A 24853-nucleotide genomic window follows, 5' to 3' on the forward strand; every position below is an offset into this window, starting at 1 on the left:
TGGAATTAACATACTTTAATCAGCTATATCCATTTCATTATCATGGGCGAAACCGGCCCGGATATCAAGGAGTTCAGCCATATGAAGATTATAAAAGTGATCAGACTCATTTCTATGTCAGTTTTGGCGTTAAATGCACTAAGCGGGTGTACGCCCAAAGATACCGCCAACTCCCCCGCTTACGCCAGCAGCCAGACCTTTATTCCTGCCGTGCATCCCGTCCCGGAGCCTACGCCCGTCTTTTCGCCGGAAGCCCAGCCTTATGCAATGTCCGTCTCTTCAGGGGACAAAGTTAAGCAGCAGCTGCAATTCGTCTTTCATCATGGTTTTCTTCTGCGAGACGGCAGCCTGGAGACACAGGTTCCTTCTAATTATAGCTCCGCGGATACTGAACTGCCCCCTCATACGGAATTGAAGCTTGAGAGACTCTACGCTTCTACCGCGGATACAGGCACGCAGTCATTCCTTCTCGCAAGCATCGTTTGGCCCACTAACAGTATCGGCAGTACTTTGGAGCAATGGCTGTATAGTTATGAACCCGGGAGAGGCTTCACCCTGCTGTGGTCATTGGCAGATGAGCAGCCCGCTGTGGCGGCCACACAGATTGACGCGTACACGCTGCAAGTCAAGCTGGCAAAATACGGACTGACGCAGAATCTACGATTGCTGGATGAAGATATCCTCCGTTTGAAGAGCAATTCTTCTCTGCCGAATCCGCTCAGCCAGTCTGATCTGATAGATATAGGTACACCTACTGCTTACAGCCTGCAAGAGAACGGAACAGATCCTTCCTCATCATGGATTGTTAAGAGACTGGTCAATCTCGAATCCGCGCCTTTTATAGTTGGGAATCTATATACTGAGTTTGAGCTGAAGGGCGGGTCTGCCAGCGTGAGCCGGGCATTCCTCTCCAGTTATGCCAATCTGGCAGAAGGAGTTGTCCTTGACCGCATACTGATAGACAAGCTCCACCTTCCGTCAGACTCCGCAGAACTCCATTCTGCCTTAGCCCAAGCTTCTACTCTTAATACGAATCAGTTGGTCGAGGCAGTCCTGGCACTTGCTGAGCAAGGCATCATTCACGAAGAGCGCGGTTTCTATATCTATACTCCTCTGCCGTAAAACTCTTCAATGTAGTATAGAAAACAGCCCCCAGTTCTTCGAACTGGAGGCTGCTCCTACATATTCCTTACTCGTCCATTCCTTCAAGGCGCTGCCGGATCTTATCGCCGTAATCCATATAAGCCGCACTGCCGTCCAGTCCGCGTTCCTGCAGCAGGACCTGCAGACGCAGGCGCTTGAGGGACAGCTTGGATTCCAGCTCCTTGCGTTCGCCGCTATCGCTGTTCCCGCTGCGGTGACAGGCGGCCAGCAATTCTTCCAGGGGTACACACTCCGCACGCAGAGAGACTTCCTCCGGGAGCAGCCCTGCATTCTTCATGATCTTGTAGGACATCCGCAGATCCTCAGGCACTCCCGAGAGATCCTCCAGTTCCAGCGGCTTGCCATGCCCCGGCAGATTGGCAAACTCTCCGCTGCGCATGGCCTCCTGAATTCTCTGTTCTGCAAGCCAAGATAATATAGCCATACACCCCGCTCCATTCGCCAGCACCTGCTGTTTGCCCTTATTTTAGCACAGGCGCTGATGAAATTCATTCCCGGTTCACCTTCTCCTTATGATAACCCCGCTCCCCGTAAGGAGACAGCTGCTCCAGCCATTTGGTCTCCAGCTCCGGCAGCATTTTGCGGTATTTCTTCAATTCCTGTACATCTGCCACGAAATCTTCTTCAGGCTTAATCTGCTCCAATACCTCAAAACAGAATCCGGCCTCACCATATTTATTCCAATCGGCCTGCAGCTCCTTGTTGTCATGGTTGTTGATATCCAGCATGAACTTATGCTTGTTCCAGACCCCGTCAAGATTCAGGCTGCTTCCTACATACGCTTTGTCGTTGCCGGTATTTACAATTCTGTATACCCCCATCGGCCTGTGCGTGTGCGCATAATTATATCCCAGCTCTTTGCGTCTTGATTTATCCATTCTCTTGTCTCTCCTTCTCATCTGCGTTAGCCTATCTATTCTTCCATAAGCTTCTGCTATAATTTCACCCAGTAGCTGCTTCCATCATCTTCGCGGTCCAGCAGTCCGTAATCGATCAGGTAGCGCCGCAGCGTCACATAATCGGGATAAGCCGATTCCAGCACGGCGTTAATTTCTTTCTCGCTATATTGGCGGCCCGTCTCAAAACGCTGGATCAAATGCCGCAGAATTGCCGCTTTACGTTTCTGTTTCTTCGGGAACTCTGACAAGGGGCCATCCAGGCCCTGTTTGAAATAAGCACCCAAGATCTCGGTATTCTCCTGTTCAGTAATGGCAAACCGTTCATCAACCATCACAGCCGTACGCGGAATACTGACAAAAGGGGATGAAGCCCCCGGCTTCTCTTCGGCCAGCTCCATTACAGCCAGGAATAGCCTGGCCTGCTTCACCTTCTCCCTAAGGGTGAACCGGTGATTGCGGACGGTGGACGTGCTGCCGATTCCCAGCTCTTTGGCAGCCTCAGCGTCACTGAGACTTTGACGGAAGGCCTGCAGCAGACCTTTCTGCAGCTCCGTTAATCCGGTCAGCTTCTTATCCAGCGTAAGCAGCCAAGTGAACATCCCCCCATGCGTGCTCTCTACATGCAGGGCTGCGAACCTCTCAGCTTCATAGAATTTGTCCCCATCCTTATAAATAATACCCTTCTCGAACTGCTCACCGCAGACCAGACAATGGAACACAGCCAGGTGTCCGTCACCTTCACACGTGTAGCCCTGCTTCAATTCTGCAATGGAGGCATTCCAGAATTTCTCCGAAATTCGGATCGCTTCATTTCCTTCCGACAACTGGATCACCACATTCTTTGTTTATTTTTATATAGACATAATATCATTACGTTTGTTATTTTACAACTATCTAATTAGATTGTTTGTTTGAAAATAAAAACACCGCCAATTATGGCAGTGTCTCTGTATCCCGGCTGTGGTTATTTGATTAATCGTTCTATAATGAATCCGAGGCTTGTTTCAGCAAGGAGGACAGCAGTTCATAATCAACAGTCTTGCCCTCAGGCAGCTTGGTTGTCAGACGGTCCCCGCTTCCCGCTTCGAATTGGCCTTCAGGTACCTCCAGCGCTGCTGCATTGAATATGGAGAAGCTCACCCAGCCTTTGGCGGTGGAGATTACAGCTGTATATTTTCCGTTTTTGAGAAAATGCGGTTTGCCATACTGAATCCGTTCCGTCACGTCAGGGACAGTTTCGTGAATCACTTGACGCAACTTAGAGCATATCTCCGCTTGCCAGGGTACTTTGATTTGAGCAATGAACTTTGTAACCTCTTCGTTCATGGAATCACCTTTTTCTGGAGGATGTGATGCAGGGTCTTACGGTTTGGCTATAGCAGCAATATCCCGGTTCTCCACAATATCACGGTCATGGCCCCGGCTCACAATATGAATCATTGCCAGTCCCATTTCCTGCAGAGTTACAGCATACCCCGGAAATAAGGCGCGAAGCACGGGGTACATCCATCCAATAGCATAATAATATTTATGTGTGCGGGTCAAGCCCGGAGTAGGCCGGATAAACCCCGGACGAAAGAAGTAGGTTCCCCGGAACGGCAGCTTGCGCAGATCATTCTCCGTCTTGCCCTTCACTCTTGCCCACATACTGCGCCCTTGTTCTGTACTATCCGTTCCCGATCCGGTCACATAGCAGAAGACCATGTCCGGATTCACGGCAGACAGCTGCCGGGCCACATGCATCGTAAGATCATAGGTCAGCCTGCGGTATTCCTCTTCCTTCAACCCGACCGATGATACCCCGAGGCAAAAGTAACAGGCATTATAGCCCGCAAGTTTCCCGCTGATGCTGCTGAGATCATAGAAATTCTCATGGATTATTTCGGTTACTTTAGGATGCGAAATGCCGGAGGGACGGCGGTTGATCAGCAGTATCTGTTCCACCTGAGGATGCGTAAGGCATTCATGCAGCACGCCTTCACCCACCATACCGGTAGAACCGGTAATAATTGTACGGATTTTGCCTCCTGCTGTTACAGGTTGGGATGATCTCATATATTCGCCTGCTTTCTTTGTAACAACCTGCACAACTGACTTCAATGCTATATCAGCCCGCTCAGTTTCTTTCCGTTTAGTATCATCATCGCGGTTAGGCCATTCAATTATAATAAAGCAGTCACATAAAAAACAACCCTGTCCAGATCACGCGGATCTTCGGACAAGGTTATTTTTTACAACCTATTTATACAAGCTATTAATACAAGCTACTCAAGATAACAATGACTCCGCTCCATCAATAACAATCTGTGCACCGGTAATATGGATCGACTCATCCGAGGCCAGGAAAGCCACCAGATCAGCCACGTTCTCAGGTTTACCCGGACCGTCTGCGAGCGGCTGTGCACCTTCGGGGAATTCAATCGGAATCACAATCGATTCCACATCCTCATTGAACTCTGTGCTTTCATCGATATTCGTGGATATTGCTCCCGGGCAAATGACATTCACGCGGATTTTGAACTTGGCCAGCTCCAGTGCGGCCATCTTCGCAAACGCCACTTGGCCTGCCTTGGTAGTACTGTATGGTGACCAGCCGAAGCTGGCGAACCTGCTGTTGCCGTTAATCGAGCTGGTGATAATGATGCTGCCTTTGCCTTTCTCCTTCAGGTGGGGAATGCTGTATTTCAGCGTCAGGAAGGTACCGGTCAGATTGACTGATATGGTTTTCTCCCAATCACTCAGGCTCAGCTCCTCAATCGGACCGACCGCTCCGTTAATGCCGGCATTCGCGAAGACAATATCAAGCCCTCCGAAATGCTCCACTGTCCTGCGCACCGCTTCTTCCATCCGGACGGCATCCGAAGTATCCACATCAATGGCTAATGCGCAGTCTTTGCGCAGCTTGTTCAGCTTCTGCTCCAGGATCGAGGTACGTTCATTCACCAGATCGAATAAGGCCACATTCGCACCTTCGCGTGCCATCTGAATCGCAGCCGCTCTGCCGATCCCCGAGCCCGCACCTGTAATTATGGCTGTTTTCCCGAGAAAACGCTGTTTTTTAGCTATATTTGGGCTCATATGTACACTCTCCTTCCGTATCGTCCATCTTCATGTGAATGGCTCTGTTTCAAGATTACCCAATTGAGCCTGGATTATAATCATTTTATGCAAAAATTGCACAAAACTTGTGCAACTTGCACAGGCTAATCACACCATTACAATAAGAAAGGACCTCACCATTGTGAGGCCCCGCCTGTTGTCTTTAATTATCCAGCCGCCGGACATCCACTTTAACAGTAAGGGTGCCCGCTACCCCGCGGTAGACGCCTTTGACCGGAACAATATCCTTGTAATCCCGTCCATGTCCAAGCTTGATATACCGCCAGCTGACTTCAACATTATTAGTCGGATCGAAGCCCAGCCAGCCCGTTCCCGGAATATGGGTCTCTACCCAGGCATGAGAGGCCTGCTCGAAATTAGCATTGCCTCCTTGCAGATCGCCGACAAAATGATACCCGCTCACGTAACGCGACGGCAGCCCTACACTGCGGCAGACGGCAATCATCAGATGCGCATAATCCTGACAGACCCCGCGTTTGAGCTTCAGCGCTTTTTTGACCGTTGTGTTTACACTGGTCGCTTCAGGGTCATACGTGAACTGTTCATAGATCGTTGAGGAGAGCTTCTTGGTCCACTCATACATATCCTCGGCTTCCTCAAAAGGATGCTGTGAAGCAAACTCCACCAGCTCAGGCGTCACCTCGGTATACCTTGTCGGCAGAATAAACTCCACATAGCGATTCTGGAACTTCTCGTCATTAAGCAGCTTTACCTGTTCCTCCAGCGGGATATGCGGCAGGTCCGCACCCTGGGCTTTGTCGAGCGTCACCACCGTCGCTTTGGTATGAATCACCATCTCCGTATGCGGCTTGTTCACTGAATAGGCATGGACGCGGTTGCCGAAGAAATCTTCATAGGTCAACAGATTGGCCGGCGGATGCACCTCCACCTCATGATGGTAACAGGATTGGCGGTAATTGGTGCGCGGCGTCAGTCTGACCTCATTGACACTGTCCGTCACCGGCTCCGAATAAGTGTAGGTTGTCGTGTGATTGATTTGGATCTTCATACCGAGACTCCTTCACGGCGAAAAAATGCACCCTCCATCGTTTTGCCGAGCTTCTGGCAGGATAACATCAGAGCCTGCAGAACATCCTCGACTAAGTCACCGGACATTTCTTCCTTCTCCATATAGTCAAGCTCGGCTTTGATCTTCCCCGCCTGGCGGATGACCTTCTCATGCCCCGAGCCCTTCTCGGAGCTATCCAGCTCCAGCTTAGCCAGATGCTCCTCCAGCTTATGGAAGGAGAATCTTATGGAACGCGGGAAATGCGGATTCACAATCAGGAATTCCAAAATGCATTCCGGCGACATATCATCCGCGTAATACCGGCGGAATGACTGATATCCGCTCACCGATTTCAGCACCGCTTGCAATTGCGTATAGATTGAATTGATATCCTTCGATTTGCAGGATACCGTTACTGCCTGAAGAATACGCGTTGTATTCTCCGCCCGTTCCAGGAACCGGCCGCTTTCAATGAAATGCCATTCGTTGCCGCGAAGCATCACCGATTGTTCTGCTCCGAGGAACATGGCGGCGCGTTCTTTGATCTGCTGATAGAACTGGTGGGGGCTGCTCATAATATCCGCTACCGACTGCTCACCAAGCCATAGATTGAAGCTGTTGGCTATATCCCACAGCTCACTAGGCAAATGCTGGCGCAGGGTGCGCAGATTGTTCCTGGCCTGATGCACGCAGGAGAATAATGAATTCGTATTACCGAGATCCAGTGTGATGAAGGACAGCACATCCTGCTCGGCGAAGCTCTCGAATTGCTGCAGATATTCATTCCGGACACCAAGCGCATCAATCAGTCTCGACCACTTATGGCCCTCCGCCTGGAAATCCTCTTCCTGTTGAATATGATAATGCACATCGATCAGCCTTGCATGATTCTCAGCCCGTTCTATATACCGGCCAATCCAGAATAAAGCCTCCGCATTGCGATTCAGCATCGTAGCCACCCCTTCACCTTACATATTGATGCTGCATTATTGGTGAATCCATATCACGTTAGGCCATTACCCAAGTGTCCTTCACTCCGCCGCCTTGTGATGAGTTCACGACCAGCGAGCCTTCGCGCATCGCCACCCGGGTAAGACCGCCGGGAATCACATGGGGCTTGCGGTCAGCCCCCATCAGCACGAATGCTCTAAGATCAATATGGCGCGGCGCCATGGACGCTCCCGACAATACCGGTGCACGGGACAGCGACATTATGGGCTGGGCGATATACCGCTCCGGTTCCGCCAGAATCTTGAGCCGGAAATCCACCAGATCCTGCTTGGTTGCCTCGCTTCCGATCAGCATGCCGTATCCGCCGGAGAGCGAAGTCTCCTTCACCACCATTTCGGACAGATTATCCAGCACGTACTGCCGCTCCTGCGGCCGGGATAACAGGTACGTTGGAACATTGCCCAGAATCGGTTCTTCATTGAGATAATAACGGATCATATCCGGCACATACACATACATGGCCTTGTCATCTGCGACGCCGGTTCCTGGTGCATTGGCAATTGCGATATTCCCGGCACGGTAGGCATTCATTAAGCCGGCAACCCCAAGCAGTGAGCTGGGCTGAAAAGCCAAAGGATCGATGAAATCATCATCTAAACGGCGGTACAGTACATCCACGCGGCGAAGGCCATTCATTTCTTTCAGGTAGATCTTGTGGTCCTGGGCTACCAAATCCCGTCCTTCTACCAGGTGGATCCCCATTTGCTGAGCGAGAAAAGCATGCTCGTAATACGCGGAGTTATACTCGCCAGGGGTCAGCAAAGCGATCACCGGATCTTTGGTGCGCGAAGGGGAAAGGCTGCGAAGTACCGACAGGAACCGGTTCAGGCTGTGATCCACATCGCGGATAGAGCTGGCGAACGATAATTCGGGAAAGAGCTGGTTCATAAGGGATCTGCCTTTGAATAAATAGGAGAATCCAGAAGGCGTACGCAAGTTATCTTCAAGCACATAATACTCACCGTCATGATGGCGGATCAGGTCGATCCCCGAGGTAGTAACGTACGCACCGCCAGGGACCCGAAGTCCAGTCATTTCCGGCCGGAAATAGCAGTTGGATATAATCATCCGCCGGGGTACAATCCCGTCCTTCACGATATATTGCTCATGGTAAATATCATGAATGAACAGGTTAAGTGCTGTAATCCGCTGCACAATGCCAGCTTCAAGCCGCTCCCATTCTGCCTTAGGAATGATCCGTGGAATCATGTCGAAGGGAATTGTCCGCTCCATCGGTTGATCCTGTGCCGGGTTGTAGAGTGTAAAAGTAATGCCTTCTTCCATCATCCGACGCTGCATCAGCTTCTGCTTGCCTTGCAGCTCTTCGGGGCTCATCCCGGAAAACATGCGGTTCACATGCTTGTAATGAGGCCGGATACTCCGTTCATCGGCATACATTTCGTCGTAAAAATGCTGCAATGGATACGGAGCTACACCGGGCAAAGGATCTAGTTTGGACATGAGCCCGACTCCTCTCGGATCAGTGTGGTGTGTAAAGTTTGTTGACAAATTAGCTTAATTTTTAGGATTTTTTCATGAAAATATTAAATACTAACTTCATAATACGTAAATGATAATGTTCATGTCAATATATATAACAGCAAAATGGAGTTTATGAACCATCCCGCATGAATGGAATCGCTTCCTTTCTCTTAAAGATGCTTTGGAGGCGTGCTAATGGGAATCATACATCAAATTGTATGCAGGAGCGCTGACAAGCAGTACTATTATGAAATTTTCATATGATGTTATTTTATAGTGTTTTTGGTAAAACAACAGCCGTTCCTTCTATTTAAATGTGGGCGGGCTGCTTCATGCCTTAAAAAAGTGGGTTCGATCGCTTCATGCCTTAAAGAAATGAGTGGGGCTGCTTCATGCCCATCACCTATGATGCGGACTGAAATTCAGCTATTCTTGCAAATTCCGGCGATTTGCGGAGCATTCGGACTGAGAATCCCTTATATGACTTCTGACGCCTCATTGTCAGCTCAAATGAACAGGATAACGGAATCTCAGTCCGCTTCACTATCAAAAAGCGGTTGTTTCAGGAAATAAGCTCCTCTCAGGCCGCTCCCCTTACTGGCTGCAGCTTCCTCTTGCTTTCCCACACAAAAAAGCCCCCAGGGCATTTTCGCTCCCTGGAGGCCTTATAGATTACGTTCATACTGGTGCAGCAGGAGTTGAGACCCGGATATTACGCTTGTCCTTCGGTCTCTTCCTCTTCGGAGATCATGCCTGCGAACAGGGCATGCACGAACTGGTCGGAATCAAACGGCTGGAGGTCTTCCATCTTCTCGCCCAGACCCACGAGCTTCACCGGGAGATTCATCTCCTGGCGGATAGCAACTACAATCCCGCCCTTCGCGGTGCCGTCCAGCTTGGTCAGCACCAGCCCGGTCACGCCGCTCTTCTCTCCGAACAGCTTGGCCTGACTCAGTGCATTCTGGCCGGTCGTTGCATCCAGCACCATTAGTACCTCATGCGGGGCACTCGGTATTTCGCGCTGAATGACCCGGAAGATTTTGTTCAGCTCTTCCATCAGATTGCTCTTGTTCTGCAGTCTGCCTGCGGTATCACAGATCAGTACGTCTACGTTACGCTGCTTGGCAGCCTGTACCGCATCGAACATAACAGCTGCCGGGTCAGAACCTGCCTGCTGCTTGATCACATCCACGCCGGCACGCTGGCCCCAGACCTCAAGCTGTTCAATTGCTCCCGCACGGAAAGTATCGCCTGCCGCCAGCAGCACCTTCTTGCCTTCCTGCTTATAACGGTGCGCCAGCTTGCCGATCGTTGTAGTCTTACCGACCCCGTTCACGCCTACGAACAGAATGACTGTAATGCCATCCGGGTTCTCGTTCAGACTGTTATCGTCATCGCCGCGCAGCAGCTCCATCAGCTTGCGGGAGAGAATCGGCTGCAGCTCTGCAGCATCCTCGATCCGCTTCTGCTTCACTTCGATGCGCAGCTCTTCCACCAGATTCATTACTGTATTAACGCCGACATCGGCACCGATCAGAATCTCTTCCAGCTCTTCATAGAATTCTTCATCTATCTTTTTGCGGCGGATGATCAGATCAGAGACCTTCTCAACGAAGCCCTTGCGGGTCTTCTCCAGGCCGTCGCGGAATTGTTTCGTTACGCTTTCCGTTTTGCCGGAGATGCTTTCTTTCAGTTTCTTAAAAAAGCTCATAGTGTTCCTCCTAGATTTTTGTAAGGATCAACTCCATAGATTTCGCTTCGTACAAAAATAACTTCGTAAGCCTAAGCTTAAGTTTTATGAAGCGATACTGTTTAGAATTACTCCGCAATAAAACCCGCTTCGTAAGCATCTGCCTATCAGGCAATTTCCGCCTCTTCATCCTCCAGCCGCACCGATACGAGCTTGGATACGCCGCCTTCTTCCATGGTCACGCCATAGAGAACATCGGCTTCCTCCATCGTTCCTTTGCGGTGGGTGACTACGATAAACTGTGTCTGCTCCGAGAACTCGCGCAGATATTGGGCGAAGCGCACGACATTGGCTTCATCCAGCGCCGCTTCCACTTCATCCAGTACGCAGAAGGGCACCGGCTTAACCTGAAGGATCGCGAACAGCAGCGCCATAGCGGTCAATGCGCGTTCCCCGCCGGACAGAAGCTGCAGGTTCTGCAGTTTTTTGCCCGGAGGCTGAGCAACAATATCAATCCCTGTATCCAGCATATGCTCCGGATCAAGCAGCATCAGGTCTGCCCGTCCACCCCCGAACAGCTTTGAGAATACCGTGCCGAATTCACGGCGGATAGCATCAAAGGTCTGCTTGAAGCGTTTGGACATTTCCTCTTCCATCTCATGAATGACATGATACAGCGTAGTTTTGGCTTCGACCAGATCATCTTTCTGTCCGCTGAGGAAGGTATAGCGTTCATGCACCCGCTGATACTCTTCAATGGCGCCCAGGTTCACCTCACCCAGTCCGGAGATGCTGCGCTTCAGACGCTGTACTTCCATCTGCGCTGCAGGCACATCCTCGGGAACCGGATAACGCTGCTTAGCCAGCTCATAGCTTAGTTCATAATCATCGCTCAGCTTGCGCAGTATATTATCCAGCTCCACATCCAGCCGCCCGACGGCAACCTCCGTTGAACGGAGCTTGTCTTCAACCCCTTTAAGCGCCTGCCGCTGGTCTTTGGTCTCTCCTTCGGCCAGCTCCAGCTTGCGTGAGATCGCGGTGCGGTCGGCACGGGCCAGGTCGAGCTTCGCTGAGGTATCTTCCTTCTTGAGCCGTAAGCTGTTCACATCTTCCTTCTGCTTCACAGCTTCGCGTGTATTCTCTTCGAGATCCTGCTCGATGGTCATCAGCAGGCTGCGGCTCTGCCGCAGCTCTTTCTCCTGCGAGCCGGCATCCTGTCGCATACGCCGCAGCTGTTCCTCCAGGGAGAAAATCTCCTGGTCCAGCTTCCCTTCCGTAACCTTCATGCCTGTCAGCTTACCCTGCAGCTCTTCCTTGGCGGTTTCATTTGCCTTACGGTCAGATTCGGCATTCCGGATAGCCTCGTGGGCTTCCTTCTCTTCCTTCTCCAGCCGGGCAAGCTCCGCCTCCGCCTGCTTGCGGGTCTCTTCGAAGCCGCGGACCTCATTCTCGAATCCGCTCCGCTCTGCGCCAGCACCCTCTACCTGCTCCTTGACGTGGCGAAGCTCCTGCTCCAGCTGCTTCAGATCACCGGATACCCGCTGCTCTTCCAGACGTTTCTCGTCACCGTCATGCCGCAGCTCTTCCAGCTTCTGCGCCGCTTTATCCTGCTCGGCGCGCAGACGGAGGATTCCCTGCTTCAGCTTGGCGATCTGCTGCTCGCTCTCTTCAATCTCGCCGAACAATTGGTCCAGCTGCCGTTTGCGGCTGAGCAGACTGTTGTTCTTCTTATGCTGGCTGCCCCCGGTCATCGAACCGCCGGCATTGACAACATCTCCTTCAAGCGTTACGACTCTGTACCGGTATTGACATTTGGCCGCAATGCGGTTCGCCTGCTCCAGGCTCTCAGCGATAACCACATTTCCCAGTAAACTCCCTACAATGCTAGAATACTTCTCTTCGAAACCAACCAGCTCAGAACCGATCCCGACAAACCCCCCGGCACCTTCCACCATACTGCGGTCACTGCCGGTAATCTGCCGGGGCCGGATTACATCCAGCGGCAGAAAGGTCGCCCGTCCAAGCTGGCGCTGCTTCAGGAAAGCAATCGCTTGCCGGGACACGGCTTCGTTCTCCATAACAACATGCTGCAGTGAAGCGCCCATGGCCGTCTCGATAGCCATTTCGAGCTTCTCCGGAACGGAGATTAGTTCAGCAACCGCGCCGTGTACACCGGTTAACTGTCCTTTGCGTGCACCTTTCAGCACTTCCTTAACCCCAAGCATGAATCCGTCAAAATCATCCTGCATTTCCTTCATCGTCTCATGCCGGGAGACCTGGGCTTCGCGTTTCTGCTCCCATTTGCGCAGGCCGCTTTGCGTTTCCTCCAGCAGCTTCTGCCGCTTACCGGTCTGCTCGCTCTCCGTAATGTACGCGCCGCGCAAAAGGCCGATTTCCTTGCCGAGTCCGGCAATCTTGTCCTTAAGCCCGCTCTGGGCAGAGGTCAGCTCCTCCAGCCGGGCTGTCCATTTGCCGCTCTCTTCCTGGCTGCGGCTCATCCGCTTCTCCAGGCTCTCCTTCTGCTGATCCGCATAGCGGATTTCATTGCGCGCCTGAGCCATCAGGTTCATCAGCTCGAGCAGCGCGCTCTTCAGCTTCTCTTCCTTGCTCTGGCTGATGCCCCCGGCAACACCCTGCAGCCGGGATTCTTCATCAGCCAGCTGCAGACGCAGTTCCTCCAGCGCCTGCCGGGACTGCTTCAGCTTATGCTCAAGCTCCGCCAGCTCACGCTGCCGTTCCTCCGAACGCCCCCCTACAGAACCCAGGGTCTGCATCAGCTGTTCGCGGTTGTTCTCCAGGTTGCGGCGGCGTTCCTTGAGGAGCTCTCCGTAGCCTTCGCTCTTCTCGTTCGCTTCGCTGTAGTGCAGCAGCTGCTCCTGCAGCTTCTCCACTTCCTGCTCCAGGCTCCGCAGCTCGGCACGGCCGCTCTCCAGCTTCGCATCATGGGCGGAGACTACCGTGGACAGCTCAAGTTGTTCATTCTTCAGCAGCTCAAGCCGTGTATTGCCTTCCTGCCAGGCCGTATGTATGCCTTCAATCTGATGCACATACACCGAGATCTCGAGATGCTTCAGCTGCTCACGCAGTTCCTTGTAACGGATAGCCTTCTCAGACTGATCCTTCAGCGGCCCCACCTGATCCTCAAGCTCACTGATCAGGTCATGAATCCGCAGCAAATTCTGCTCGGTCTCGTCCAATTTGCGCCCGGCGTCTTTTTTGCGTGATTTATATTTAACAATCCCCGAAGCTTCTTCAAATATCCCCCTCCGGTCTTCAGAACGGGTACTGAGTATCTCTTCAATCCGGCCTTGTCCAATAATCGAATAAGCCTCGCGGCCGATCCCGGTATCCATAAACAGCTCTGTGATATCCTTCAGCCGGCAGGCTTGCTTATTGATTAAATATTCACTTTCTCCGCTGCGGTGCACACGGCGGGTAACCGTAACCTCGCTGAAATCCAGCGGCAGTACATGATCCTCATTATCCAGCGTAAGGGAGACCTCGCCGTAATTGACCGCTTTGCGGGCGTCACTTCCGGCAAAGATAATATCCTCCATTTTACCGCCGCGCAGTGATTTGGCACTCTGCTCGCCAAGCACCCAGCGTATGCCGTCGGAAATATTACTTTTGCCGCTTCCGTTCGGGCCGACTACGGCCGTAATTCCGCGCACAAATTCCATTTCCGTTTTGTCGGCAAATGATTTGAAGCCCGCTAATTCAATCCGTTTCAGAAACATAACTCGCCTATCACCTCTAACCCATTATACCATAGCGTTTCCTTGCCTAGAATCGTCAAACTCCAATCCGGGCACCCTGTTACATCCTTCATTTCGAAAAAGAGCAGCAAAAGTCTGACTTCCGCCTAAACGCCGGCATTCAGACCATTGCTGCTCTACTCCGCTTGCTCAGCTTTGCTGTTCAAGTCTACCTCAGGCACCGTCTTCCTTCAGACGCAATAACGCCGCTGCCGCTGCCTGCTGTTCCGCTTCCTTCTTGGAACGGCCGCTGCCGCTGCCCAGCGATCGGCTGGCCATGAACACTTCAGATACGAATTCGCGCTCGTGCGCCGGTCCGCGTTCTTCAATAATCCGATATTCCAGCGTACCCATGCCATGATGCTGTATCAGTTCCTGAAGCTCTGTTTTGAAATCGCTCATCTGCATTTGCAGCTTACCATCGGTTTCGACCAGCGGGAAAACGTGATTATCCAGAAACTTCCGGGCCGTTTCCAGTCCCTGATCGAGATAAAGCGCTCCCACGAAGGCTTCAAACACATCGGCCAGCAGAGCCGGGCGGGTACGCCCGCCCGTAAGTTCTTCCCCTTTACCCAGCAGCACAAACCGTCCGAAACCGAGCGTCTCGGCAAACCGGACCAGCGACGGCTCGCATACAATAGCGGCACGCAGCTTGGTCAGTTCCCCTTCAGGCCTGTCCGGGAGCAGATTGTACAAGTATTCGGACACCGTAAGCTCCAGCACAGCGTCACCCAGAAATTCCAGACGCTCGTTGTCCTGATGCTGATTGAAACGGTGTTCGTTCACATAAGATGCATGGGTAAAAGCCTGCTTCAGAAGTACAGGATCGTGAAATTGGATTTGAAGTTGGCTTTGTAACTGCTTCAGGTCTCCTTTCACTGCACTGTCCCCCTACTTATTATATTTTTTGAGTATAACAGTCGCGTTATGGCCTCCGAATCCGAATGAATTCGACATCGCGATATTTAGATCCGCCTTGCGGGGCACATTCGGAACATAATCCAGATCACAATCCGGATCAGGGTTGTCCAAATTAATCGTAGGAGCAATTATGCCCTTCTGCAGCGAAAGACCGCAGATAATCGCTTCCACACCGCCGGCAGCGCCAAGCAAGTGGCCTGTCATTGATTTGGTGGAACTGATTGCTACCTTGTACGCGTGCTCACCCAGAGCTTTCTTGACAGCCGCGGTTTCCGACTTGTCGCCTACCGGTGTAGAGGTACCATGCGCATTGATGTAATCGATATCCTCCGGATTAATTCCGGCATCGCGGATCGCCATCTTCATGCAGCGTGCTGCACCGTCAGGATCAGGCTCCGTCATATGATGGGCATCGGCACTCAGGCCATAACCAATCACTTCGGCGTAAATCTTGGCTCCGCGTTTCTCTGCATGTTCCAGAGATTCGAGAATCAGGATTCCTGCACCTTCACCCATAACAAAACCGTCACGGTCAACATCGAACGGGCGGCTTGCCTTCTGCGGCTCGTCATTGCGGGTGGACATGGCTCTCATCGCACAAAAGCCTGCCATACCTGTAGGACGGATGGTTGCTTCTGCACCGCCGCAGATCATCGCATCCGCATCACCGCGCTGGATCAGCCGGAAGGATTCGCCAATGGAATGGCTGCCTGTCGCACAAGCGGTTACCGTCGTTGTATTCGGACCTTTGGCACCGAGATTGATCGACAGCTGGCCGGAGCCCATGTTGGCAATCATCATTGGAATGAAGAACGGGCTGACCCGTTTCGGGCCTTTTTCCAGCAGCAGATTGTGATTGTCTTCCCAAGTACCCAGACCGCCGATACCGGAGCCGACAGAAACGCCGATACGCTCAGCATCGATATCTTCACCAATCTTCAGTCCGCTGTCCTTCAGGGCTTCTTCGCCGGCAGCAACCGCAAATTGCACGAAACGGTCCATCTTGCGGGCTTCCTTACGGCCGAAACGTTCCTCAGCATTGAAATCCTTGACCGAAGCTGCGATTCGCGTAGTATATTCACTGACATCAAAAGCCTCAACAAGAGATACTCCGGATGTACCGCTCATCAGACTGTCCCAGAACGTTTCCAGATCCTTGCCCAGCGATGTCATCACTCCCATACCTGTAACAACCACTCTTTGACTCAAACGCGTTCACCCCATCTGTAGGCTGTATATACTTCTACAACATGTAAATGTATTCCGGCCAGAAGTCTATATAAACTGCAGTCGCCGCAAAATTAACCAATCTGCGGTTCTGTTATTTTCCCCATAAAGATGCTCATGCACCCTTTGCTGCTGCCCTCAAATTACCTTAAAATGAGGAGAAGTCCCGCCCTGGCAGGAACGGGACCCTCAATCATATGACTCTAGGTATGAGATTGTATGTACTTCACAACTTCACCCACGGTCGTAATACTCTCTGCATCTTCATCAGAGATTTCCATATCGAATTCATCTTCCAATTCCATAACCAATTCTACTACATCAAGAGAATCAGCACCTAAATCATCTTTGAAAGACGCTTCTAATGTTACCTCAGCTTCATCGGCACCTAAGCGGTCGATGACAATGCGTTTTACACGCTCCAATACATCGGACATCCGGTTCACCTCCTCTTTTGGTATTATACGAGATATGAAGTCAAAATACCATAGAGCACAAAAAACGCTTTCTGGCCGCCTCTGCTCTCTTCCCCCGTAATGATCTAACGCTGGCGTTACCTTACATGTACATTCCGCCATCCACATGAAGTGTCTGGCCTGTCATGTAGGCTGCCCCTTCCGAGGCCAGGAATACCGCCGTATTAGCAATGTCCTCCGCCCGCCCAAGCTTAGCAAGGGGAATCCCCTTAACCAGCTCACTGCGGACTTCATCGGACAGCTCACGGGTCATATCGGTATCGATGAACCCCGGCGCAATGCAGTTCACGGTAATTCCCCGTGAAGCCAGCTCGCGTGCCGCGGATTTCGTCATCCCGATAACCCCAGCTTTGGCAGCCGTATAGTTCACCTGACCGGGATTACCCGTCACACCCACGACAGAGGAAATATTGATGATCCGGCCGTAACGCTGCTTCATCATCGGACGTGTCGCTGCCTTCAGGCAATTGAACACACCCTTCAGATTCGTCTCGATGACCTGGTCGAATTCTTCCTCTTTCATGCGCATAATCAGATTATCCCGGGTAATGCCGGCATTATTCACAAGAATATCGATTTTTCCCCAAGTGTTAATAACCTCTTTCACGAGGTTCTCCGCCTGTTCGCTGTTACCGACATTCCCTTGCAGAGCAATTCCTTCCGAGCCCAGCTCCTGAATCCGGGCTACAGTTTCCTCTGCCGCCTGAAGGCTGCCCGAGTAGTTCACGGCAACCTTCACGCCCTGCTCCGCCAGTGCCAGTGCAATTGCGCGGCCAATCCCCCGGGAACCGCCGGTAACAAGGGCGGTCTGACCTTTGAGTGCTGCAAACATTTCCAGTTGTCCCCCTTCAATAATCATGCCGCTATTCTCATGCCAAGCGGATTACCAGCCAGTCTGAGCGCTCTCGAGACTGTTGATATTCACGAGCTTAACATTCTTGTCAATTTTGCGGATCAGGCCTGCCAGCACGCTGCCGGAGCCGATCTCTACAAAAGTGTCCACGCCGTCTGCAATGAGCCATTCCACGCTGTCCTGCCAGAGTACAGGAGAGAATACCTGCGCTACCAGCAGATTACGAATCTCTTCCGGATCCGTAACCGGGGCAGCTGTGACATTGACGATTACCGGTATAAGAGGAGCATTAAAGGTTACTTTCTGCAGCTCTGCAGCCAGCTGTTCAGCGGCTTCCTTCATTAATGAGGAGTGGAACGGGCCGCTGACCTCCAGCGGAATTGCCCGTTTGCCGCCTGCTTCCTTAACGCGCTGCACCACTTCATTCACGCCAGCCACGGTGCCGGAAACCACGATCTGTCCCGGGCAGTTGACGTTAGCCAGCTCAACGGAATTGCCAGCCTCTGAAATACTGCGGCAAAGTTCCGTGAGGGCCGCACGGTCTGCGCCAAGTGTAGCAGCCATAGCCCCTTGTCCTCCTGGTACAGCTTCTTCCATGAATTGTCCGCGCAGACGTACCAGCCGCACTGCATCCTCATAAGAGAGGACCCCGGCGGCTACAAGAGCGCTGTATTCACCAAGACTGTGACCTGCTACATAATCAGGCGTTACCCCTAAATGCTGCAGAGCTTCCAGATAAGCCACACTGGCTGTAACTAATGCCGGCTGTGTATTGACAGTCTGCTTAAGCTCGCTCTCAGGCCCTTCAAATATAAGCTTGCTTAGCGGAAATCCAAGTACTTCGTCACCCTTTTCAAATACTGCACGGCTCTGCGGCAGGGCTTCATATACATCCTTACCCATACCAACTGCCTGCGCACCCTGACCGGGAAAGACAAATGCGATTTTACCCATGATGCTAAAAGCTCCCTTCCCGTTAACAGCGGCTCCTCCCGCCTTACGCCAGGATAGAACCGCTTCGTTCTGTTAGTAATGCCCTGTTCTTTACCAGATCAGTACGGAAGCTCCCCAGGTGAGTCCGCCGCCGAAGCCGACCATAAGCACAGTGTCGCCTTCCTTCATCCGGCCTTCCTCTGCTGCTTCCACAAGTGCCAGCGGAATGGATGCCGCTGAAGTATTCGCATATTTATCAACGTTGATGACACATTTCTCAGGCGGCAGATCCAGACGCTGCATCGCCGATTGAATAATCCGGATGTTGGCCTGGTGAGGCACGAACAAGTCGATATTCTCCTTGGTCAATCCCGCTTTGGTAAGCACACGTTCCGTAGCCGTGCCCATCACGCGCACTGCGAACTTAAATACTTCACGGCCGTTCATATAGATAAAATGCTTCTTGTCTTCTACCGTCTGCTGGGAAGCCGGCAGACGTGAACCGCCTGCTTCCATCTTGAGCAGGCTGCCGCCGGAACCTTCAGCGCCAAGATCGAAGGACTGGAAGCCGCGGCCTTCCGGAACTTCACCTACGATAACTGCGCCGGCACCATCACCGAACAGTACACAGGTGTTGCGGTCTGTATAATCCGTGATGCGCGACAATGTGTCCGCACCGATAACAAGCGCATTGTTATACATGCCGTTCTGGATAAAGCCGGTTGCCGTAGCCAGACTGTAGACGAACCCGGAGCAGGCTGCCGACAGGTCAAAGGCCGCAGCCCCCTTAGCGCCCAGCTTGTCCTGAAGAATACAGGCTGTGGATGGGAAAGTGCTGTCCGGTGTAACTGTGGCCACAATAATAAGATCAAGCTCTTCCGCCTTCATGCCGGCGGATTCCAGTGCCTTCAGCGCTGCTTCATAAGCAAGATCGGATGTGGCTTGCTCCGGAGCGGCAATATGCCGTTCCCGGATTCCTGTACGGCTGACAATCCATTCATCGTTTGTGTCGACGATCTTCTCCAGATCGCTGTTGGTCAATATTCTTTCGGGTACATATTTACCTGTACCAATGATTCCTACCGGACGTAATTGTTTCATATCGTCACTCACTTCCCGCTAATTTCTCTGGATATACTGGCTACCAGATCCGCCTGTAGCGCAATCCGGGCCTGCCTTACCGCATTCTTCACCGCGTTGCCATCGGAGGAACCATGCCCCTTCACTACAAGACCGCTAAGACCGAGCAGCGGCGCTCCGCCGTGTTCCTTATAATCCATTTTACCCTTAAGACTTCTAAGCTCCGGCATCAGTATGGCTGCGCCCAGCTTAGTCTTAAGCGACTTGCTGAATTGCTCTTTGAGCAGAGCGAACATGGCCCCTGCCGTTCCTTCCAGCGTCTTCAGAAGGATATTGCCGGCAAACCCGTCACAGACCAGCACATCGCAGGCTCCGGTGAGCACATCCCGCGCCTCCACATTGCCGACAAAATGAATTCCTGTCAAAGCTTCAAGCAGCGGATAAGCTTCTTTGGTCAGCTCATTCCCCTTGCCCGGCTCAGTCCCTACGTTCAGCAGGCCTACCCGGGGCTTCGCAATGCCATGGACCTTATTGCGGTATATGCTGCCCATCAGGGCATATTGGGCCAGATGCTGCGGCTTGGCATCCATATTGGCACCAAGGTCCAGGGCTAATACGCCGACATCATCCAGCGTCGGTATCATCGCCACCAGGGCAGGACGTTCTATACCCTGCATTCTTCCCACAACCAGCAGCCCCGTAGTCATAAGTGCTCCGGTATTGCCTGACGAGATCATGGCATCGGCTTCACCTTCGCGCACCATCCGTCCGGCGACTACCATGGACGAATCCTTTTTACGGCGGACCGCCTTCACCGGCTCCTCATCGGAACCGATCACATCTCCCGCATGACGCACCGTCACATTAGACGGATTGTTCTTCAGCAGCGGCGCAAGTCTGGCTTCATCACCGACCAGCACGATCTGCGTATCACTCCACTCCGCAGCTGCAGCCAGGGCCCCTTCTACATTACACTCAGGAGCATTATCCCCGCCCATGGCATCAATGGCGATCAGCACTCCGGTTTCCCCCTTCGCTGTACTCTTCAATTGCAGAACGGTACACTACAAAATGGCCTTGAAATACCAGTTCTTCTCCAACATATGTAAACACGTCCACCTCAGCTTTGCCGTTCCGGCCCGCAAGCGAGCGTACCTGCGCTTTGGCGATACATTTCTCACCCAGCCGGACCATGCGCACGAACCGGATATCGGCTGAAGCGGTCAGGGCAATTTCATCATTGATAACAGCAACTGCCAGCGAATTCGCCTGGCCGAAGACATAGTGGCCGCGGGCAATCCCGTTTCTGGAGAAGACATGCTCTTCACGGATCTCAAAAATAGAAATCCCGCTCCGGTCCAGCTGCAAATCGACTATATCACCAACCACTTCGTCGACAGGCAGCGAGCGGACCTGATCATAGGAGTGCTCTGCCATTTGCTTCATCCGTTCACGCAGCTCGGGAATCCCCAGCTCCATCCGGTCCAGCCGGATCGTCTGAATGCTCACCTTCAGCTGGCGGGTCAATTCCCGGTCCGTTACAAAAGGATTACCTTCAATGATTGAGAGCAGCTGCTGCTGCCGTTCTTTCTTGGACAACCGTTCGATGGCGACTCACCTCCTGGCACATGCCTCTAATGAAAAGCATCCGGCCGCAAGAGTGGCCGCTTGTAGTTATAACTCTCTGTTCTTAATTAACAATTAGAACCAGGTACTAATATGTAGTATAAAGCATGACGCCGCAAAAATAAAGCTTTGACTTGAAAACCCGCGCAAACCCGCGGCGGGCTTGGGGAAACGGTGCAAGAATCTGAAGGAAACTATCATGTAAAGCATATAAATTCATATATCCCCAAAAAAATAGCACTTCACCGGCAGATGAAGTGCTACTCTTATATGCAAATTTGCAAACTATTGTTTGATGATCTCTCTTGCTTTGTAGGTTCCGCAAACTTTGCATACGTGGTGAGCCAGTTTCAGCTCTCCGCATTGTTCACATTTCACCATACCTGGAACTACCAGTTTAAAGTGAGTACGACGCTTGTCACGGCGTGTCTTGGACGTTCTGCGTTGTGGTACTGCCATGTTAATCAACCTCCTGATTTTGGTTTTGACCCGTTATAACCCGGGATTTGTTCTTAGTTATCTTGCTTGGTAAAGAATCCTTTCAACCCAGCGAGTCTTGGATCGATCACTGTGTTGTCGCAACTGCAGGTGCCTTCGTTCAAGTTCTGTCCGCATTTCTGACAAAGACCAAGACAGTCTGCCTTGCACAATACCGAATCCGGTAAGTGCAGTACGAAATTTTCTTCCACATAGGGGATAAGATCCACAATCTCATCCTTGATGTAAATGAGTTCCTCACCTTCATCTTCCGGAAGAATTGGCTGTTTAAGCCACTTGAAAGTCTCAGCGAAAGGAATGTTCAGCTTACTGTTAACCTCCGTGAGACAACGTGAACATAACATGTCCACTTCTCCACTCAGTGTTCCCACCACGTTCACACTATCGGTTCCCGCGGGCAGCGCTTTAAGGTCTACTGAGAGTGGTGCAACAGCAAGAATATCCTTGCGCCCTTTGACAACCTCACTGACATCCACAACATCGTGGAGGACCAGGGGCTCGTCGGCATTCGCTAATTTGCGAAAGTGAATGTTCATAGTTATCACTCCAAACAAACAAAATTTATTATACCTATTATTACCGGACTTTGTCAACCATTTTTCCTTTATATTGTTTCAGGGACAGAGACAATTTATGATATACATAAGTTAAATACAAGAAATCTGCAAAAAACGGGAAGGAATGAACCTGATTTCGGAACCCGAATCGTCAGATATCCCAGAATAGGGCGTGAAGCAAACGTGACAACTGTAGGCATTATAGCCGAATATAACCCTTTACATAACGGGCATGTCCATCATTTCAGCGAGGCCAAAAGAATCTCCGGAGCCGAAAGCTCCATCGTCATCATGAGCGGCCCGTTCACCCAGCGCGGCGAGCCGGCGGCGGTCAGCAAGCGCGCCCGCACCGAGATGGCGCTGCATATGGGCGCCGACCTCGTGATTGAGCTGCCGGTGGGGTATGCCGTCCAGCCGGCGGAATGGTTCGCCTTCGGAGCGGTATTCCTGCTGGAGGCGACCGGCGTCGTGGACAGCCTGTGCTTCGGCTCCGAAGCCGGCACTTTGGGCGCGCTGCTCCCCCTGGCGGGATTCCTGGCCGAGGAGAGCAGCGCGCTTAAGGACGAGATCCGCGCGCGCATGGCGCAGGGCGCGGGATTCCCCGCCGCATACAGCGCAGCTGCGGCGGCGGCCTGGAAGGCCTCTTTCATGGGAGAGGAGAAACCGGCAGATGCCGAAATTCTATTGCGGCAGCCCAACAACAGCCTCGGCCTGCACTACCTGATCGCGCTGCAGCGGCTCGGCAGCGCGATCAGGCCCTTCACCGTGCCGCGGACCGGCGCGGGCTTCCATGACCCGCTGCAGGGCGGGTCGTCCATTGCCAGTGCGACAGCAATCCGCAGGCTGCTGCAGGAAGGCGGCTCTCCGGCGGCATACATGCCGGAGTATAGCGTGTCCATCCTGGAGAGAGAGCATGCAGCGGGCCGGGGGCCGGTTATACTCGAGGACTTCCGGGCTCCGCTGCGCCACGTGCTCTCCACACACTCAGCAGCCGAGCTGCGGACGGTGCAGGATATGAATGAAGGGCTGGAGAACCGGATACTCCGCATCCTTCCCCAGCTCGGCAGGTTCACGGTCGCCGGTCTTCTGCAGGAGCTGAAGAGCAGACGCTACACCCATACACGGCTGCAGCGTCTTCTGCTTCATACTTTGCTGAATCACAGCAAAGAAGAAATGACCCCGGCCGCACTGGCCCAGGGTCCGGGTTATATCCGGGTTCTCGGCTTCCGGGAGAGCGGCCGCAGGCTGCTGAAGCAAATGAAGCAGCGCGCGGCACTTCCGGTAGTGACAAGCCCTGCGCGCTTCTCCCATCCCATGCTGGAGCGGGATCTGCAGGCGGCAGCTGTGTTCGCTGCTGCCTATGCCGATCCTGTACGAAATGATCTATACAGCGATTACCTGGAGCCGCCGGTCAGGATTTGATGACCGGCTGTTCTTCCATATATTTCAGCGCGTCTGACAGTGTCGATACCGGAATCAGCTTCATGTCGGTGCCGATCTGGTCAGCTTTCGCCTTGGCTTCTTCATAGTTTTTGACCGGAACAAAGAAGAATTCGGCACCTTTGCGGTCAGCAGCCACAATCTTATGCTTCACTCCGCCGATTGCCCCCACATTTCCCTCAGCATCTATTGTACCCGTACCTGCTACCCGGTGGCCCTTGGTCAAATCCCCCGGAGTGAGCCGGTTATAGATTTCCATGGTGAACATCAGTCCTGCGGAAGGTCCTCCTACATTCGTATCCACAAAACTGACGCCTTTCCCCTCTTCCTTAGGCTGTACCTTCTGAACGGCTCCGATAACAACCCCGAAGCCCGGCCGTCCGGCCGAGGTTTCTTTATCCTTAACCTCCACCAGCTTCACCTGCTCGGAAATTTCCTTGCCTCCACGCTGCAGGACTACCTCAACGGTATCGCCGATTTTGTATGCGGACAGCAAGGCGGACAGAGCCGCCGGATCGGCTGCGTGCTGTCCTTTTACACTGATAATCTTGTCGCCCGGCTTGAACTGGCCCTGATTGGTTGCATCCGGCACCGAGAACACGTACAAATAATCCACAATATCCTCATAGGGCACTTTGGCAGCATGATAAGCGGCCTGTACAGCATACGACTGTGAACTGTTCATATAAAAGACCTGCTCAGCCGCGTATTCCTGCTCCGTCTTATCCTGCAGGCGGGTCTCTTTCAGGACAACCTCTGCATTCGAGTTAAATACGGAGGCGACCAGAAGAGCCACATTGGCATAACTGGCGGATACGGTAGTCATCATGAACGTGCCCTGCTCCTCGGGATCAGCATTCTCCACCTTGATCATCGGGGCTACCTCGGAGGCGCTTCCCGGCTGATACACAATATACGGAGTATTCATAAAGACAGCAACATAGAGAATGACCACAAATGTAAATAAGTAGGCTGTGGCGCGGATACCCACACGGCGTTTCTGTTGCCTCAAGTCTCTTCCCCTTCTTTCCCGCGGCATGCAGCCCCGGCATTGGAATGTGCTGCCAGGAGCCGGGAGCTTCTCTCCGGCTGTGGCATGATGGTTGTCTCCC

24 protein-coding genes are annotated in these 24853 nt (G+C 52.5%); 2 read left to right on the top strand and 22 right to left on the bottom strand.

Annotated elements, in window-relative coordinates; translation table 11 throughout:
* The first annotated feature begins 81 nt into the window (after positions 1-81).
* On the top strand, positions 82-1122 hold the full coding sequence (locus NSU14_RS15595) for a hypothetical protein (protein ID WP_340946067.1): 1041 nt from the start codon (positions 82-84) through the stop codon (positions 1120-1122).
* Between the two features lie 67 nt (positions 1123-1189).
* Here NSU14_RS15595 and NSU14_RS15600 read toward each other — a convergent pair whose 3' ends face one another.
* The 21 genes from NSU14_RS15600 to NSU14_RS15700 form a co-directional block, all read right to left on the bottom strand.
* The gene (locus tag NSU14_RS15600) at positions 1190-1588 is read right to left on the bottom strand and encodes a DnaJ family domain-containing protein (protein ID WP_340946070.1); all 399 of its coding nucleotides are present in this window, start codon (positions 1586-1588) and stop codon (positions 1190-1192) included.
* A 64-nt stretch (positions 1589-1652) separates the two neighbouring features.
* Positions 1653-2042, bottom strand: coding sequence for a GIY-YIG nuclease family protein (locus NSU14_RS15605; RefSeq protein WP_042136930.1), 390 nt, complete (start codon positions 2040-2042; stop codon positions 1653-1655).
* Positions 2043-2098: 56 nt separating this feature from the next.
* The gene (locus tag NSU14_RS15610; RefSeq protein WP_340948951.1) at positions 2099-2866 is read right to left on the bottom strand and encodes a DUF2087 domain-containing protein; all 768 of its coding nucleotides are present in this window, start codon (positions 2864-2866) and stop codon (positions 2099-2101) included.
* A gap of 178 nt (positions 2867-3044) precedes the next feature.
* On the bottom strand, positions 3045-3389 hold the full coding sequence (locus NSU14_RS15615) for a DUF1801 domain-containing protein (protein ID WP_340946076.1): 345 nt from the start codon (positions 3387-3389) through the stop codon (positions 3045-3047).
* A 36-nt stretch (positions 3390-3425) separates the two neighbouring features.
* Positions 3426-4118: an epimerase gene (locus tag NSU14_RS15620; protein WP_076244896.1), complete on the bottom strand. Its 693-nt coding sequence runs from the start codon at positions 4116-4118 to the stop codon at positions 3426-3428.
* Positions 4119-4331: 213 nt separating this feature from the next.
* On the bottom strand, positions 4332-5141 hold the full coding sequence (locus NSU14_RS15625; RefSeq protein ID WP_042136926.1) for an SDR family oxidoreductase: 810 nt from the start codon (positions 5139-5141) through the stop codon (positions 4332-4334).
* Positions 5142-5325: 184 nt separating this feature from the next.
* A complete protein-coding gene (locus tag NSU14_RS15630; protein WP_039307438.1) occupies positions 5326-6192 on the bottom strand; it encodes a transglutaminase family protein in 867 nt (288 codons plus the stop codon).
* Entirely contained in the window at positions 6189-7142 is a 954-nt protein-coding gene (locus NSU14_RS15635; protein ID WP_076244892.1) for an alpha-E domain-containing protein, read from the bottom strand. Before NSU14_RS15635 ends, NSU14_RS15630 begins: the two co-directional genes overlap by 4 nt.
* Before the next feature lie 58 nt (positions 7143-7200).
* On the bottom strand, positions 7201-8664 hold the full coding sequence (locus NSU14_RS15640) for a circularly permuted type 2 ATP-grasp protein (RefSeq protein WP_042136925.1): 1464 nt from the start codon (positions 8662-8664) through the stop codon (positions 7201-7203).
* A gap of 733 nt (positions 8665-9397) precedes the next feature.
* The gene (ftsY, locus tag NSU14_RS15645; protein WP_042136924.1) at positions 9398-10396 is read right to left on the bottom strand and encodes a signal recognition particle-docking protein FtsY; all 999 of its coding nucleotides are present in this window, start codon (positions 10394-10396) and stop codon (positions 9398-9400) included.
* 146 nt (positions 10397-10542) lie between these two features.
* Positions 10543-14112 carry a chromosome segregation protein SMC gene (smc, locus tag NSU14_RS15650; protein WP_076244889.1) on the bottom strand — a complete coding sequence of 1190 codons (3570 nt, stop codon included), beginning with the start codon at positions 14110-14112 and terminating at the stop codon, positions 10543-10545.
* A 192-nt stretch (positions 14113-14304) separates the two neighbouring features.
* A complete protein-coding gene (gene rnc, locus NSU14_RS15655) occupies positions 14305-15009 on the bottom strand; it encodes a ribonuclease III (protein ID WP_039307426.1) in 705 nt (234 codons plus the stop codon).
* 12 nt (positions 15010-15021) lie between these two features.
* Positions 15022-16260, bottom strand: coding sequence for a beta-ketoacyl-ACP synthase II (gene fabF / locus NSU14_RS15660; protein ID WP_081969985.1), 1239 nt, complete (start codon positions 16258-16260; stop codon positions 15022-15024).
* A 221-nt stretch (positions 16261-16481) separates the two neighbouring features.
* Positions 16482-16715 carry an acyl carrier protein gene (locus NSU14_RS15665; protein WP_039307421.1) on the bottom strand — a complete coding sequence of 78 codons (234 nt, stop codon included), beginning with the start codon at positions 16713-16715 and terminating at the stop codon, positions 16482-16484.
* Positions 16716-16836: 121 nt separating this feature from the next.
* Positions 16837-17586: a 3-oxoacyl-[acyl-carrier-protein] reductase gene (gene fabG, locus NSU14_RS15670; protein WP_039307455.1), complete on the bottom strand. Its 750-nt coding sequence runs from the start codon at positions 17584-17586 to the stop codon at positions 16837-16839.
* Between the two features lie 51 nt (positions 17587-17637).
* Positions 17638-18561, bottom strand: coding sequence for an ACP S-malonyltransferase (gene fabD / locus NSU14_RS15675; RefSeq protein WP_340946086.1), 924 nt, complete (start codon positions 18559-18561; stop codon positions 17638-17640).
* Between the two features lie 90 nt (positions 18562-18651).
* Positions 18652-19641, bottom strand: a complete 990-nt coding sequence (locus NSU14_RS15680; protein WP_144026103.1) for a beta-ketoacyl-ACP synthase III — start codon at positions 19639-19641, stop codon at positions 18652-18654.
* An 8-nt stretch (positions 19642-19649) separates the two neighbouring features.
* Complete coding sequence (gene plsX, locus NSU14_RS15685; protein ID WP_340946088.1) at positions 19650-20639, bottom strand: phosphate acyltransferase PlsX; 990 nt, start codon at positions 20637-20639, stop codon at positions 19650-19652.
* On the bottom strand, positions 20623-21219 hold the full coding sequence (fapR, locus tag NSU14_RS15690) for a transcription factor FapR (protein WP_039307413.1): 597 nt from the start codon (positions 21217-21219) through the stop codon (positions 20623-20625). Before fapR ends, plsX begins: the two co-directional genes overlap by 17 nt.
* A 312-nt stretch (positions 21220-21531) precedes the next feature.
* Positions 21532-21705, bottom strand: coding sequence for a 50S ribosomal protein L32 (rpmF, locus tag NSU14_RS15695; RefSeq protein WP_019911234.1), 174 nt, complete (start codon positions 21703-21705; stop codon positions 21532-21534).
* Positions 21706-21758: 53 nt separating this feature from the next.
* Positions 21759-22280, bottom strand: a complete 522-nt coding sequence (locus NSU14_RS15700; protein ID WP_039307410.1) for a YceD family protein — start codon at positions 22278-22280, stop codon at positions 21759-21761.
* A gap of 204 nt (positions 22281-22484) precedes the next feature.
* Between NSU14_RS15700 and NSU14_RS15705 the strand changes: the two genes are divergently transcribed.
* The gene (locus NSU14_RS15705; RefSeq protein ID WP_336100555.1) at positions 22485-23723 is read left to right on the top strand and encodes a tRNA(Met) cytidine acetate ligase; all 1239 of its coding nucleotides are present in this window, start codon (positions 22485-22487) and stop codon (positions 23721-23723) included.
* On the opposite strand, the gene NSU14_RS15710 is transcribed toward NSU14_RS15705, so the two are convergent.
* Positions 23713-24753 (bottom strand): SepM family pheromone-processing serine protease, encoded by a 1041-nt coding sequence (locus NSU14_RS15710; protein ID WP_052421855.1) that lies wholly within the window; start codon positions 24751-24753, stop codon positions 23713-23715. The genes NSU14_RS15705 and NSU14_RS15710 overlap by 11 nt on opposite strands.
* Between the last annotated feature and the right edge of the window lie 100 nt (positions 24754-24853).

It is taken from the genome of Paenibacillus sp. FSL R10-2771 (genome assembly GCF_038000205.1).
Lineage (GTDB): Bacteria > Bacillota > Bacilli > Paenibacillales > Paenibacillaceae > Paenibacillus_AQ > Paenibacillus_AQ phytohabitans.

Coding starts and splice junctions, on each gene's coding strand:
- rpmF (WP_019911234.1), bottom strand. CDS start 21,705: ATGGCAGTACCACAACGCAGAACGTCCAAGACACGCCGTGACAAGCGT.
- NSU14_RS15635 (WP_076244892.1), bottom strand. CDS start 7,142: ATGCTGAATCGCAATGCGGAGGCTTTATTCTGGATTGGCCGGTATATA.
- NSU14_RS15620 (WP_076244896.1), bottom strand. CDS start 4,118: ATGAGATCATCCCAACCTGTAACAGCAGGAGGCAAAATCCGTACAATT.
- NSU14_RS15700 (WP_039307410.1), bottom strand. CDS start 22,280: ATGAACATTCACTTTCGCAAATTAGCGAATGCCGACGAGCCCCTGGTC.
- NSU14_RS15640 (WP_042136925.1), bottom strand. CDS start 8,664: ATGTCCAAACTAGATCCTTTGCCCGGTGTAGCTCCGTATCCATTGCAG.
- NSU14_RS15595 (WP_340946067.1), top strand. CDS start 82: ATGAAGATTATAAAAGTGATCAGACTCATTTCTATGTCAGTTTTGGCG.
- NSU14_RS15615 (WP_340946076.1), bottom strand. CDS start 3,389: ATGAACGAAGAGGTTACAAAGTTCATTGCTCAAATCAAAGTACCCTGG.
- smc (WP_076244889.1), bottom strand. CDS start 14,112: ATGTTTCTGAAACGGATTGAATTAGCGGGCTTCAAATCATTTGCCGAC.
- fabD (WP_340946086.1), bottom strand. CDS start 18,561: ATGGGTAAAATCGCATTTGTCTTTCCCGGTCAGGGTGCGCAGGCAGTT.
- NSU14_RS15665 (WP_039307421.1), bottom strand. CDS start 16,715: ATGTCCGATGTATTGGAGCGTGTAAAACGCATTGTCATCGACCGCTTA.
- NSU14_RS15600 (WP_340946070.1), bottom strand. CDS start 1,588: ATGGCTATATTATCTTGGCTTGCAGAACAGAGAATTCAGGAGGCCATG.
- NSU14_RS15605 (WP_042136930.1), bottom strand. CDS start 2,042: ATGGATAAATCAAGACGCAAAGAGCTGGGATATAATTATGCGCACACG.
- NSU14_RS15630 (WP_039307438.1), bottom strand. CDS start 6,192: ATGAAGATCCAAATCAATCACACGACAACCTACACTTATTCGGAGCCG.
- fabG (WP_039307455.1), bottom strand. CDS start 17,586: ATGTTTGCAGCACTCAAAGGTCAGACCGCCCTTGTTACCGGCGGTTCC.
- NSU14_RS15680 (WP_144026103.1), bottom strand. CDS start 19,641: ATGAAACAATTACGTCCGGTAGGAATCATTGGTACAGGTAAATATGTA.
- NSU14_RS15625 (WP_042136926.1), bottom strand. CDS start 5,141: ATGAGCCCAAATATAGCTAAAAAACAGCGTTTTCTCGGGAAAACAGCC.
- ftsY (WP_042136924.1), bottom strand. CDS start 10,396: ATGAGCTTTTTTAAGAAACTGAAAGAAAGCATCTCCGGCAAAACGGAA.